Raw genomic sequence first — 12551 nt, forward strand, 5'->3', positions numbered from 1 at the left:
CCGCTCAGGGGATTGAGGGAGCGCCGCCGCGCCTCTCGACGAGTGCCGCGGTTTCGTCGGCCGCTTCGAGGAGGTCGCGCATGGGGGCGGCGGCCGCCTCGTTCTCGTACGCACCCCCGTACACCCTGAAGACCGGCCGGCCGTCGAGCGACGTCTCGAGGCTGTACGCGGGGATGCCGAGCGACGCGAGTTCGGCGATCCGCGCCTCCATCCCGGGACGCTCCGCGAACACGCCGAGGTCGTACGCGAATCTCACGGGACGAAGGAGCCACGCGTTCGCCTCCCGGGCCACGCCGGCCGACGCGAGTTCCTCCATGAGAGTGGCGGCCTCCGCCTCGCTTGCGACGGCCCCGGCGAGGATCCTCTGATACCGGACCTCGCGAATCGTCGTCGGGGCCATGACGTACAGCACGTCTCCGCGGAGCGCGCGGATTTCCGCCACGCGCTCCGCCGCCTCGCCCGGATCCACGAAGCTCCCCAGTAGCACGGAGTACGGCCGCTCGGCGGCCGACTCGAAGGCGGCGGCAACCGCGGACGACGGGATGTCGTCCGCTGAGGTGTCCTCCGATGCGTCCGCCGGGGTGTTCGCAGCCTGGGTAGCCGGGCCATCGTCCGCGGGCGTCACAGGCGTCGCCACCGCCGCCGGAGTCTCCTCCGAACCTCCGATCAGCGATCCGACGCGGGAGATGGCGCGGTCGAACCAGCCGTTTCTGTACGCCCACCAATTCCCGACCGCCAGCGCCGCGATCACCAGCGCCGCGACGAGCGGCGCGCGCGGGCGGCGGCCCCGGGCCCGTCCGGTCGCTGGCCCCGAGCCCGCGGGGGCGGCGTCCGGCCCGGGCTCGGGGGTCGGCCGGGCCGCGGGTTCGGGCCGGGGCTCGGATTCCAGCCGGGGCTCGGATTCCAGCCGGGGCTCGGCTTCCGCCGGGAGCTCGGGTTCCGGTGGAGGCGCGGGTTCCGGTGGCTCGGTCGCGCCTTCCGCGGGCGTCGCCTCGGGGACCGCACTCGACGCCTCCGACTCGCTCGACGCGTCCGACGTGCTCGACTCGAAAAGCACGTGACCGTAGCACCGCATGCCGTGATCCTCCGGGGGCACCCTTCCCACGGCGACGTACCCGTCGAGGAGATCGAGCAGGCCATCGGAGGGGCGCCCGCGATCGGACATGGTGATGAAGAGCGTCCCACCCTGCTCCTTTACGCGGGAGACGAAGCGCTCGAGCGCGGCGGACTCAAGCAGTCCGATCACGCCTTCCGGCACCTGTCCCGCCGGCAGATATACATAGGGACAGTCCGCGCGGCGCACGGCGATCCCGGCAAGTCCGGACTGGCCTCCGAGGAACCCGGCCATGCCGCCGGAATCTGTCCGTTCGGACGCGCCAGCCAGTTCGTCGAGGGGCGACGGCCCGGATTCGGAGTTCAGGACGAGCGTCCGTCTCCGCCGGCGGGCGATGGAGGTGGCGATCGCGTCAATCGCCGTAGCGCTTCTCTCCGCCTCCGAACGCTGGAACACGAGTGCAACGATCCGCGCATCGCCGGGCAGTTCCCACGCGAACGGGGCCGGGGCGCGGGCGCTCACGGGTCTCGCCTCACCGCCTGATCTCCTTCCTCATGAATCCACGCATCGATCCCCCTCTCCCGCCGCAACTCGAGCGCCGCCCCCTCGGCATCGGGGCGCGTCTCGTACGGCCCGACGAGGAGCCGATACCAGATGTCGCTGGCCTCGTCCATCCGGCGCAACACGTGCGTCGAATAGCCCGACCGGTCGAGGAGCTGACGCACCTGTCCGAGCGCGGCCATCTGCCGCGAGGACTGAGCGACGGCATAGAACCCGGCGGGAAGCTCCGGCAAGGGGTCCCCCGGTACGGGATCGCCGAGGGTTCGCGGGCTGCGGTTCGACGTCCTCCCCACCGTCAACAGTCCGATGCGGCCGGGCGGGACGCTGTCGGCGAGCGCATCGAGCGCCTCTTCGGCATCTTCCAGCGTGTCCTCCGGCACCACGGCGGCGGAGGCGACGGGCAGGCGGCGCCCCCATCGGAAGGGGAGCCACCAGGCGTCGGCGGGCCCTTCCACGGCGGCGACTTCGCCCTCCGGGCGGAGGAGAGCGAGGCCGCCTTCCGTGGACACGAGCACCGCCCCGCCCGGCAGCGCGAGCGGCAGGTCCGCGCGCCACTCTCCGGGCACCGCATTCAAACCGGCCTCTCCCGCCCTCGCCGACCACGCGTTCGAGCCATCCCAGGCTACGAGCCGACCGCCCGTCATGCCGGGCCGCAACGCCTCAAGGGGCGCCTCGAGCCGCGAGGATCCGACCTCGCGCCAGTCGTAGCGGTCGATGACCGTGAAGCGCGGCCGGTCGACCGACGCCGCAAACACGCGGTGCTGCGAGGGGGAGATGGCCAGGGCCGACGGCGCGCCGCCGATCTCCGTCCCCTCCACCGGTTCGAGTTCGGGAATCGACCACTCCGTCAGTCCCCTTCCATCCCCGGACGCCGTCACGATCGTTCGGCCCCAGCCCGCAAGCGCGACGGGGCCGCTCGCGCCGACGACCCGAGTCGTCGCGGGCCGCGATTCCCCGGCCTCCCATACCGCGAGTTCCGGTCCGCTCGCGCCTTCAACGAGGGCGACGACCCGGTCTCCGGCGGCGGGGGCCGCCCAGTGCACGGCGCCACCGGCCGTCACCTCCGCGGTACGGGTGGGGGTGATGGCGAGGATCCGTTCCCCCGACACGAAGGCGCCCCCCGAAGGCGAGGCGATCCAGCGCGCGTCGGCGGGCGCGTCGGGAAGCGGGGTGTCGGCCTCCACCGGCGAGGTCGTGTAGAGGCGAAGCCGCGACCCCCGCCGCAGCACGACCGCGGAACCGAGCGAATGGGCCGCCGTGACGCTTCCGAGAGGCAGGCGTCCGGTCCAGCGCACGGTGGACGGGCTTTCGATGGAACGGAACTGTGCGACGCCGCCGTCGTGCGGAATGACGAGGAGCCCGTACCGCTCGAGCGACGACCCGGAGACGAGCGCCGCGCCTTCGAGGGGGTCCGGCTGATCTTCCGGAGGGCTTCCGCAGGCGCCGGAAACACCCCCGACCCCAAGCAGGAGAAGGAGCGCAGCCGGCAACTTCGCACGATTCATGGCCCTACAAACTAGTGTCGTGTACTCGGTCGCGGAACGGCCCCGGCCCCGCTTCACTCCAGTTCGAAGATGGGGGCGTCGCCCCACAGCCGCTCGAGCCGGTAGAACTCCCGGACTTCGCCCAGGAAGACGTGCACGATGAGGCCCACGTAGTCCATCAGCACCCAGCGACCCGCGTTCAACCCCTCCACGCCGACCGGCCGGAACCCGTCCTCGCGCGTTCGATCGAGGATGTTCTCGCTGATCGCGCGGGCGTGCGTGTCGGAGTCGCCTGTCGCGATGAGGAAGAAGTCGGTGACATCCGACAGCCCCCGCAAGTCGAGGATCATCGGGAGGCGCGCGTTCCTCTCGAGCGCGGCCTCCGCCACGCTGCGGAGTTCCGGGGAAGGGGCTCCCCGTTCCGAGAGCCGGCGCCACACTTCGTCGAGCGGGAGCGGATCGTGCACCATCGGTCGCGGACCGCTCGCTATTCCTCGGCGACCACGGACACCTTGAGCCTGGGCTCGACGTCCACGTGGACTCTCACCGGAACTTCGTGTTCGCCGAGGTCCTTGATCGGATCGTCCAGCCGGATCGTGCGGCGGTCCACGGCGACGCCTTCCTTCTCGAGTTCGTCCGCGATGTCCGCGGCCGTGACCGAGCCGAACAGGCGTCCGCTCTCGCTGGCCCGGCGGACGAAGCTCACCTCCCTGCCCTCGAGTTCGCCCGCCAGTTCCTGGGCGGCTTCACGCTCGCGTTCGGCGGACTGCTCGATCTGGCGCCGCTCCTCCTCGAACCGCTTCCGGTTCCCCTCCGTCGCCACGAGCGCGATCCCCTGCGGAATCAGGTAGTTGCGCGCATACCCCGGCCGCACGTTCACCATCTCGCCGGCGAGGCCGAGGTCCGCGACATCCTTTCTCAGAATCACTTCAACCATCGATCCCTCCAGTTCTCATCCACCGTCCGTTTTCACCCCCGGACGCGACCTCAGGTCCAGCCACGTATCGCTGATTCCCATGACGAGAGCCGCCCCCGCCGTCACCGGGTAGAGGACCAGCGCCGCGAGCACCCACACGGCGATCGCCCAGCCCGAGCTTAGCACGGAAGCCCCCAGCCACACGAGCACCGCAAGACCCCGGAGCAGGTAGAGGCCGCCCATCGCCGTCACCATGTTGCCGCCCGCGCGCTCCGCCCACGCTCCCGCCGGGAGCACCAGCAGCGCGAGCCCCAGCACGAGCACCCAGGCCAGGTGGTCGCCGAACCGGAACTCCCGCAGCGGCGGGAGCGGCCTCCGTTCTCCCCGGACTCGTCCGAGGATGTAGCCGACGACCCCGAGGGCCGAGATCGAAGCGAGCGCGAGCATGGCGGGGTAGACGGCTGCCCACACGCTCGCGATGGTGCGCACCGTGGCTTCCACCGATCGGCCGCCCCACGCGTTGAAGTCGTACGCGGCCAGCGCCTGCCTGAACTGCGCCGTGATCCGCCAGTCGAGGTCCGCCGGAAGCTCGGGTCGCAGCACGGCGAGGACCGCGACCGTGGCTCCCGCGATCGCGACCGCCCACAGCGACCGGTCGAACACCCGCCGATCCGGCGCCAGTGCCGTGCTGAGGACGAACCCGCCGGCCAGCAGCAGCGCCCAGCCGCGCTCCATGAACCACAGCGGCCCGGCCTCCTGAAACCCGAGCCCCGCTCCGGCCAGGAGCAGCAGCGCCAGGGCGGCCGACCCGGACTGGGGCGGCGCGAAGGTCAGAATCGCCACGGCCGCGGGGACGCCGACGATCGCCATGAGCCCGAGCGGCGACGAACTCAGCGGAGACAGCAGCATGACCAGCAGGAGGAGTCCCGCGGCCGGCCAGAGACCGCTCCAGCGTTCCCTCAGCGGCCCCACCCGGGGCTCGGCTAGTCGTGGTAGCCGCGGATGTACGGCAGTAGCGCGAGATACCTCGCCCGCTTGATCGCTGCCGTCACCGCCCGCTGGTGCCGCGCGCACGACCCCGTGGCTCGCCGCGGCAGGATCTTGCCGCGATCCGAGATATAGCGGTCGAGCGCGCGTTCATCCTTGTAGTCGATGCCGGGCTTACGGCCCCCGGCCACACAACACCGGCACGCCTTTCGAAATGCCATCTATTCCTCCTTCGCGTCGGCGGGCTCTTCCGCCTCAGCGTCGTCCGTCGGCGCCTCCGCTTCGGCTTCGGTTTCGGCGTCGGCGTCGGCGTCGGCTTCGGAGGGAGCCTCGTCGGCCTCGTCGGCCGCTTCTTCGGCGCCGTCCGTCTCCCCGGCCTCTTCGCTTTCCTCCGCCTCCCCGGTCTCCTCCGCTTCCCCGGTCTCCTCCGCCTCGGAGGCCCCGTCGGTCTCGGACCCTTCCTCGGCGTCGGGGGCATCTGCGGCGGCTTCCTCCACCTCGGGTTCCCCGGCTTCGGCTTCCTCTGCCTTGGCTTCCTCTGCCTTGGCTTCCTCCGCGGGTTCTTCTGCCTTGGCTTCCTCTGCGGCGGGCGTCTCCGGCGCCGGGTCGGGAAGCGGCAGCGGATGTTCCGCGATCACGATCAGGTACCGAAGGACGTCATCCTCGAGCTTCAGCAAGCGCTCCAGCTCCCTGAGCGGATCGGGCGCCGAAGTGAACTGGGCGACGACGTAGTAGCCGTTCGGCTGCTTCTTGATGGGGTAGGCGAGTTGACGCTTGCCCCAGTGGACCGAGGCGGTGATTTCGCCCGAACCGTCGGCCGTGATTGCGGCGTGGTAGCGTTCGAGTTTCGCCTCGATCTCCTCGGAGGTCAGGCTCGAACGGAAGATGTACACGATCTCGTAATCGCGCATGCGCAGGCTCCTTCGGTCTCGTCGGCCCCGATCCGCGCGGTCGGAGCAGGAGTCTCTTGTTGATGTGCCGATGTCCGGTCAACTCGACATCGGGTTGAAGAAGGTGAAGAAGGTATCGCCGGCGGTTTGTACGTCAAGCTCCGAGGATTGAACGCCAGGACGGAGACGGTGTGATCTTCCGCCGGTGGTGGCCACGTTCGCTCGGCGGGAGGTTGGGCGATCGAAGGCGACGCTATTGGGGCGGCTGCGCGAGTTGCCTTATCGTCTCCATCAGCAATCTCGCTCTTGCCAAACGGAATTTCGAATACCGAACGTGCGTTTTTCCTGTCACGCTTATCATTTCCTCGTATGGGACAAGATGCCCCTCGATCCGTTCCCGCAACTCCCCTTCTGTGATTCCCTTCTTCCTCGTGACGTTCGCCACGTACTCGTGCGGCGGGTACTTCCAGAACTGCCGGTTTGTGCGCCTGTCCAGCACCACGCCGTTTAGGCCGTTGTTTATCTCTCTCTCCGGGACACCCGCTTCGAGCAGCACTTTCTTTGGAAACACGTGATGTCGATCCAAGTTCCTCTCCTGCTCAAGTTGCCGGATATGGGTCGCCCGCAGAAACTCGCCCGTGATCCAATCGACAGGTGTCGTCTTGGACGCCAGAACCCCTGCAACCAAGGCCTTCCCGATCCGGCTTTTTCCGATCCATCCCACGCTCTCTGCCAACCATTCCGAGGGATAGAGCGGATGATGTTGATCGCTAAAGATCCGCATAGTCCCTACCTCCCTCTCGCCTTTGAGTACGCTCGAGAGCTCCTCCAGATCCTCGTGTAGACGGTCGTTCGCCTGCCGTTCGTGTCGGTTCGTGAATAGAGAGCGCCAATAATATGCATCGATCAGCTGTCGCGCGGCGTTGACTTTCGCGGGATCGTCGTCACGTAACGAGCGCGATCCGACAGCGGTGAGGACGTGCACTGGCGGCCAGCTTGGGAGCGTGGATCGACTCGGCGAGCCCATGTTCGAAACACGCATCAGGGCCCACTCGACATCTCTCAGTACCTCCTCGAAGTTCCCGGGCACCCCACCGTTTTCGTCACTTTCCGTCTCAAATAGGTATTCCACTCCCTCTGAGGTTGATGGCGGTCACCGCTCGCAGCTGCCGCGCGATATCGACGTCTCCTTGTGCTACTTCCTGCACCAACCACGCTCTCCACCACGCACGTCCGAAGGGGCAGTCGACGTAGACGGTACGTTTGCCACGGGCTTCCGGGATGCCGCCCAGGCGGCGAAGAACTGTACGCAAGCAGTCGTCGATTGCCTTTTCGCGCGTAGCGCCACTAGACCTCAGAGCCATCTCGATGCGTGCCGCCCCGCTTGGCACGGATGGTGACGTGGCGAGATACGATGCGTCGATGCGCCCCTCGAGAATGTGTCGGCGGGTCACATTGGCCCAGAAGGTCGTTCGTGACGCGATGCGGCAACCGATCGACTGCCACAACTCGTACAGGCGGGTTTCGGTGTCAGATGGTGGATTGCCGAACTCGTTCTCTGTCATCGGCACTTCGCTCAAATCGACTTCAGATTGTCCTACGGTGCCGATCTCACGGTCAAGATAGGCCACGAAATCGACGCTGGATTTCGCCGCTTCGAGGAACTCGACCTGTCGTGGGCTCCCCTTCTTGGTCAGGAGCGAGCGGCGGAACTTCGTGTAGTCTGAATCTGAGAGTTCGCGGTATGTGCGATCCGTCATCGATCTCCGTCCGGGTCAGGGAGCACATGCGGATACAGCACGGTGGCCGCTTCTTCCGGATGGAAGTCCTCTTCGTCCCATCCGTAGGGGTACTTTCCGGCGAGATGATCCGCGAGGCGGGACAAGTTCCGATCCCACTCCTCGGGATCGCGAAACTGCCTCTGCAGCACGGCGAGACACGCTGTAACTACATGTGTCATGATGTTGCTGCGGGTCTCGCTTCGGGGAGCGCTTCGGAAGTAGCGGATCAGTTCCGGACCACACTTGACGACGAAGCGGAACGGGTCGCTACCTGTATCCACCAGAAACGTGCTTCCGCTCAGGGTCTCGTCCGGCTGTATTGTGATGAGCTGAGTCACGGACGAGCGTAGGTCGAAGACATGTCCCACGGCGAGCCGTGCGCCACGAGGAATCTCAACGCGGATACCGTGCCAAGCTGGGTGGACTTCGTCACGGGCAGAGTCGAGGTCAACGGCGACCGCATCGGTACAGAGGATCACCGGCGTGAACAGCGGCGGCTCGCCGAGATCCCGATCACTCCACCTCACGCGCTGGCTGGGCGAGCGCTGCAGAAGCGTTCGGCGGTAAAACGACTTGGGGGAAGACACGATGCATGCGTATTCCGCCTTCTTCTGGCGGATCAGCCGCTTGATCAGGCTGGCTCGCTCGACCCGGTGCTCAAGTCTGAGTTCCTCACTGCCGACTCCATCTTCCGGGAAGGCGACAACATACCGACCGTTAGGGAACGAAAGATTGCCTTCCTCGAGAACGGGATGACGGTAACTCCCTATGGTGTTGGCGGACGCCGCTGCCTCTGTGATGATCTCTATCATGACGCGTTCTTTTCAGAGTCTCCGGCGGCACTCTCGACAACCTCTACCCACAGGGATGGCTCAGTGCCGCGCCAGGATCCGAACGCATCTGGTGTGCGATAGCCCGTTTCGATACTCACGGTCGCGCCCTTCTTCAGCGATCCGAGACGCACTCCCACGACATCTTCATCGTGCCAAACGAGATCGGCGGCAGCGACTGGTTTTCCTTCGCGACGTATGTCTTCAAGGACAACGGGGACGACCTCATGCCAGAGAGAATCGCATGTCGCATCCACGTTTTCGTTCACCCGGAGGCGCAGTATCGCATTCCGGCGCGCTTCGGCGCATGTTACAGCCACGCGGAAACGACGGTCCGGCAATGGAAGCGAGACCGCTTGATACGCGGGAGGGAGCACGGACGTGCGCCTGGGTCGGTCGAGATTGGTCTTTCCGCTTCCACCTTCTTTCTTCGGAGAACCTTTTCCGCGACCGACCAGTCCACCTGCATGGCCAGGTACCCGCCGCCGGATGATCGACGGTACGCCGCGGTAGCCGCCCACGCCCCGCTTACCCGTTCCGGCCACGTCATCGCCGTCAATCACGAGGAAATCATCGACATCGAACGACTCGCCGCTGATCTCGTCCGTGTTAGCCAACAGCCAATCACGAACCTCGGCCAAAGCGGATCTCAGACTGCTCGCGTCGGTCTGGGATAGGTCTTTGGGACGAATTGCGTCGTGCAGAGGTCCTTCCGCGTTGCGTACCAGCTCGTGGAGATTGCCGCCATCCCGATCCAAGAGCAGGACGGCGTGGAAGGGCCGACGGTCACCGAACTTATAATAGAATCCGGGGATCTTCTTGTCGTCCGTGATCCACATGCCGTTCCGGCATAGGTCGACATGCGTTTTCTCCGTCCCCTTGTGGAGTTGAACCCACACCGCCCCCTCCTCCGTTTGCACCTCCTCGCAGGCTCCGAACCGCAGCGCGCTGTACGCGTCATAGGCTCGGGTACCGCTGAGAAACGCCTGCGCTCGTTTCTGACCCCGGCATTCGGCCAGCGTATCCGCAAGGTTGGAGGCGTCAAGCGTCAATTCCTGCACCTCCCCAGCAGGATCCTCCACCCATACTTCAAGCTGCCCCTCGTGGATCGCTGCAAAAAAGTTGCACGCAGCGGCCTTGAGGACGGTCTCACCGAACGAGCGTCGCTCCTCCCGAAAGAAGTTGAACGCAGGGAGGATTACGGCCGCACCATGGCCGGATGCCTCCTCAATGTCCGCAAGGCGCTTCTGGATGAACGACGGGATGTCACCGCCTTGGGCAAACTGGAACATGGGCGTCGCTGCTCCGTCCCCGAAAGCGCGGACCAGAAAACCGTCGCCTGAGAGCGGCAACTCGTTGTCTCCCGAATGAGAAGCCAAGACCGCGTGGCCCCCCGACACTTCCGCGCCGGCTTCGGTTACGCCCCCGTAGAGCGCATAACGCAGGTCAGATGCGGGAATCGGCACGCTATGACCGTTGCCGTACGTCCCAGTGGAACCCGAACCGCTCTTGATGCTGACCCCATCGCTGAGCAAGGCCTCCATACGTCTCTCGTCCAAGCCCACGCCGTTATCGAGCACGGAGAGCATGTCCACTTCCGCCCGCTCCAGGGCAGCGGCAATCGTATCGGCCACACGCTTGGCCTTGGATGGTAGTCCACCCCGCTCCTCCTGAAACTCCAGCGCTGCTGCGAAAGCTCGTTGGTATGCCTCAATGCCGGGGAGTTCATCCAGAGCACACGTGTCCAGCTGGAAACGAACGATGGCGGTCCCTTCGCCCGCCTCCACGGCTGCGTCAATGGAATTTTGGACGAGTTCCCGTACAATGGCGGCGGGACGAAGGTCGTCGAAGGCCGCGATACCCGCCGGCGTGAACCCTGCCGGGCTGCCGGGCATGAAGCGTAGATCCAGTTGTCCGTTACTCTTTGACATCACACGTCACCTGTCTCTCTGGCTCGCTCTTCACAGCGAGGGGACATGATGTTGCTTCTAGCTTGCAGCTTAGAAAGGGGACCGTCCCAAGAAAGTGGAAATGGCAGCGACCGCAACCTCGATGTCGCTCTCGGTGGTGAACCGCCCGAGGCTCAAGCGTACACCGGTTGCGGCAACTTCGGGATCGACCCCGAGGGCAAGAAGTACCGGCGATGGTTCTACGACAGCAGAAGCACAGGCGGATCCCGTCGAGATCGAGAGGGTGCTGGCGAGGCCTTGAACTACCTCTCCGGCGGGTATGCCCGGAAAGCCAATGCAGACGCTACCCGGTATCCGGTGCGTCGGATGACCGAACAACCGCATGCCGGGACAGGCTGCTCGAATCGAGTTCAGTAGATCTTTGGTCAACGTGAACAGGCGTCGCCGCTCGGCCTCCCCTTCGTGAGCGATGATCTCGCACGCAACTCCGAATCCGACCACCAGCGGCGTGGGTACGGTACCAGGCCGCAATCCACCCTCTTGGCCACCACCCGTTACCACCGCTTCGATGGGGGTTCCCGGTCGAACATAAAGAAGCCCCACTCCCTTCGGACCGTACGCTTTGTGAGAGGAGGCGCTAAGCAGATCGACGCCCCAACCATCGACCGAGACGACCGCCCGGGCAACCGCTTGCGTCGCATCGGTATGGAGCAGCACGCCCAATCTGCGGCACAACGTGGCGATCTCAGGTAGCGGCTGGACAACACCCACCTCGTTGTTTGCCGCCATCACGGAGACCAGTAACGTCTCCCGGTCAATGACTTCGGCCAGGCGTGGCAGGTCGAGCAGGCCGTCGTGCCGCACTGGGAGGACCACGACCTCGACATCTGGCTGCCGTAGGTCCAGCGCGGTGCTCAGGACCGCCGGGTGTTCCGTGGCCACGGTTACGACCCGCCGACGAGTGCTCCCTCCTCTTAGCGCCGCCCTGACCACGCCTCTCAGAGCAAGATTGCACGACTCCGTCGCTCCAGACGTAAAGACGATCTCGTCATCGTCCGCCCCAACCAGCGAGGCAACTTGGGTCCGAGCCTCCCGCACCGCTGCCGCCGCCTCCCACCCATGCCTGTGGTCCACTGAATGCGGATTCCCAAAGCTGTCGTCGAGGAAGGGTGACATGGCGGCTTGCACGCGTGGGTCGACGGGCGTCGTCGCCTGATAATCCAAATAAACGGGTCGCATCCGTTCACTGATGGTCGCTTCGGGCGTGGTAGCTACCACGCCCACCATGCCGTCACTCGGTGCAGTCACACGGTAGCCCCGCGTTCTCGAAGAACTGCTCCCCTCCGGGAGCATCGGCCTGAGCGTCGAGATCTCCGAACACCATACCGCCGAGTCCGCCGAATCCAATGTGAGCAGGCCCGTCCTCGTCCCGTCGGTTCTCGGCCTTGAGATCGCGACCGTACTCGCGTTCGATCCGGGCCCACCACGCTACATCGCACGGGGAGTCCGCCAAGCGGCCGAACCCGGGGACTTCGGTATCTCTCCGCGACTCCATTTGAGCGTGCACGGTGCGCAGGATCGCCCCCCCCTTCAGGAAACAGAAAACACAGTTCGAAAGCCCTCCCTCGCCCGGCAACTCCAGCTTCCACTCGCGAGCCTCCCAAAAGTCGTTCACCTCGGCGCGGCTCACGCTCATGTCGGCGAGAGGCATGTACACATGTTCTCCTGCATGCCCAAGGTTGACCCGGCCCGTTGCGAGCCCTCACGCGCTCGACCCGCGCTTCTTCATCGCCACGAAGGCCCACGAAGGCCACGTATTCCGCCCCTCCCTTCCCGAACCGCGCTTGGCCCCCATAGGTGTTTCCGATCAGAAGGTGATTCTGGAACGGTACCCACGCCGAGGAGAAGTCTGCGTACCGCTGGTTGGGGCGCACGTGGGGCCTACCCAAAGCGAAGCTACGCTTCTTCAGAAAGATCTCCTTGGGGACGCCTCCGCGATTGCGCTCGTGCCGACGGTGAAGCGCATCGGGATCCAGCCGAGAGTCTTTGTCGTGATGGCCGAGGCGGGGGATCTGTTCGTTGCCGGCCAGCCAGTCGGTCATGAACGCCCGCGTCGTCTCCAACTTCAATCCTCCGGT

13 protein-coding genes are annotated in these 12551 nt (G+C 65.8%); all 13 read right to left on the bottom strand.

What is annotated here, in order from left to right; all coding sequences use genetic code 11:
* Positions 1–4: 4 nt before the first annotated feature.
* Positions 5–1576, bottom strand: a complete 1572-nt coding sequence (locus tag RN743_RS01135; RefSeq protein ID WP_310775367.1) for an SPOR domain-containing protein — start codon at positions 1574–1576, stop codon at positions 5–7.
* Complete coding sequence (locus RN743_RS01140) at positions 1573–3120, bottom strand: SPOR domain-containing protein (protein WP_310775369.1); 1548 nt, start codon at positions 3118–3120, stop codon at positions 1573–1575. The genes RN743_RS01135 and RN743_RS01140 overlap by 4 nt, the downstream gene beginning before the upstream one ends.
* 53 nt (positions 3121–3173) lie before the next feature.
* Positions 3174–3569, bottom strand: coding sequence for a ribosome silencing factor (gene rsfS / locus RN743_RS01145; RefSeq protein WP_310775371.1), 396 nt, complete (start codon positions 3567–3569; stop codon positions 3174–3176).
* A gap of 17 nt (positions 3570–3586) precedes the next feature.
* On the bottom strand, positions 3587–4036 hold the full coding sequence (gene rplI, locus RN743_RS01150; protein WP_343218971.1) for a 50S ribosomal protein L9: 450 nt from the start codon (positions 4034–4036) through the stop codon (positions 3587–3589).
* A 15-nt stretch (positions 4037–4051) separates the two neighbouring features.
* On the bottom strand, positions 4052–4987 hold the full coding sequence (locus RN743_RS01155) for a DUF2232 domain-containing protein (RefSeq protein WP_310775375.1): 936 nt from the start codon (positions 4985–4987) through the stop codon (positions 4052–4054).
* Positions 4988–4998: 11 nt separating this feature from the next.
* On the bottom strand, positions 4999–5223 hold the full coding sequence (gene rpsR / locus RN743_RS01160) for a 30S ribosomal protein S18 (RefSeq protein ID WP_310775377.1): 225 nt from the start codon (positions 5221–5223) through the stop codon (positions 4999–5001).
* Positions 5224–5913, bottom strand: a complete 690-nt coding sequence (rpsF, locus tag RN743_RS01165) for a 30S ribosomal protein S6 (protein WP_310775379.1) — start codon at positions 5911–5913, stop codon at positions 5224–5226.
* 232 nt (positions 5914–6145) lie between these two features.
* Positions 6146–7024 (bottom strand): hypothetical protein, encoded by an 879-nt coding sequence (locus tag RN743_RS01170; RefSeq protein WP_310775381.1) that lies wholly within the window; start codon positions 7022–7024, stop codon positions 6146–6148.
* Complete coding sequence (locus tag RN743_RS01175) at positions 7008–7652, bottom strand: hypothetical protein (RefSeq protein ID WP_310775383.1); 645 nt, start codon at positions 7650–7652, stop codon at positions 7008–7010. Before RN743_RS01175 ends, RN743_RS01170 begins: the two co-directional genes overlap by 17 nt.
* Entirely contained in the window at positions 7649–8485 is an 837-nt protein-coding gene (locus RN743_RS01180; RefSeq protein WP_310775385.1) for a hypothetical protein, read from the bottom strand. Before RN743_RS01180 ends, RN743_RS01175 begins: the two co-directional genes overlap by 4 nt.
* Entirely contained in the window at positions 8482–10434 is a 1953-nt protein-coding gene (locus RN743_RS01185) for a hypothetical protein (protein ID WP_310775387.1), read from the bottom strand. The genes RN743_RS01180 and RN743_RS01185 overlap by 4 nt, the downstream gene beginning before the upstream one ends.
* A 69-nt stretch (positions 10435–10503) precedes the next feature.
* Positions 10504–11766: a cysteine desulfurase family protein gene (locus RN743_RS01190; protein WP_310775389.1), complete on the bottom strand. Its 1263-nt coding sequence runs from the start codon at positions 11764–11766 to the stop codon at positions 10504–10506.
* Complete coding sequence (locus tag RN743_RS01195) at positions 11705–12124, bottom strand: hypothetical protein (RefSeq protein ID WP_310775391.1); 420 nt, start codon at positions 12122–12124, stop codon at positions 11705–11707. Before RN743_RS01195 ends, RN743_RS01190 begins: the two co-directional genes overlap by 62 nt.
* Positions 12125–12551: the final 427 nt, after the last annotated feature.

It is taken from the genome of Candidatus Palauibacter scopulicola, from assembly GCF_947581915.1.
GTDB classification, from domain to species: Bacteria; Gemmatimonadota; Gemmatimonadetes; order Palauibacterales; family Palauibacteraceae; genus Palauibacter; species Palauibacter scopulicola.

What these genes read in the sequence shown, in the direction of transcription:
- RN743_RS01195 (WP_310775391.1), bottom strand. Translation starts at nt 12,124, where the DNA reads ATGCCTCTCGCCGACATGAGCGTGAGCCGCGCCGAGGTGAACGACTTT.
- RN743_RS01175 (WP_310775383.1), bottom strand. Translation starts at nt 7,652, where the DNA reads ATGACGGATCGCACATACCGCGAACTCTCAGATTCAGACTACACGAAG.
- RN743_RS01140 (WP_310775369.1), bottom strand. Translation starts at nt 3,120, where the DNA reads ATGAATCGTGCGAAGTTGCCGGCTGCGCTCCTTCTCCTGCTTGGGGTC.
- RN743_RS01180 (WP_310775385.1), bottom strand. Translation starts at nt 8,485, where the DNA reads ATGATAGAGATCATCACAGAGGCAGCGGCGTCCGCCAACACCATAGGG.
- RN743_RS01190 (WP_310775389.1), bottom strand. Translation starts at nt 11,766, where the DNA reads ATGCTCCCGGAGGGGAGCAGTTCTTCGAGAACGCGGGGCTACCGTGTG.
- rplI (WP_343218971.1), bottom strand. Translation starts at nt 4,036, where the DNA reads ATGGTTGAAGTGATTCTGAGAAAGGATGTCGCGGACCTCGGCCTCGCC.
- rpsR (WP_310775377.1), bottom strand. Translation starts at nt 5,223, where the DNA reads ATGGCATTTCGAAAGGCGTGCCGGTGTTGTGTGGCCGGGGGCCGTAAG.
- RN743_RS01185 (WP_310775387.1), bottom strand. Translation starts at nt 10,434, where the DNA reads ATGTCAAAGAGTAACGGACAACTGGATCTACGCTTCATGCCCGGCAGC.
- rpsF (WP_310775379.1), bottom strand. Translation starts at nt 5,913, where the DNA reads ATGCGCGATTACGAGATCGTGTACATCTTCCGTTCGAGCCTGACCTCC.
- rsfS (WP_310775371.1), bottom strand. Translation starts at nt 3,569, where the DNA reads ATGGTGCACGATCCGCTCCCGCTCGACGAAGTGTGGCGCCGGCTCTCG.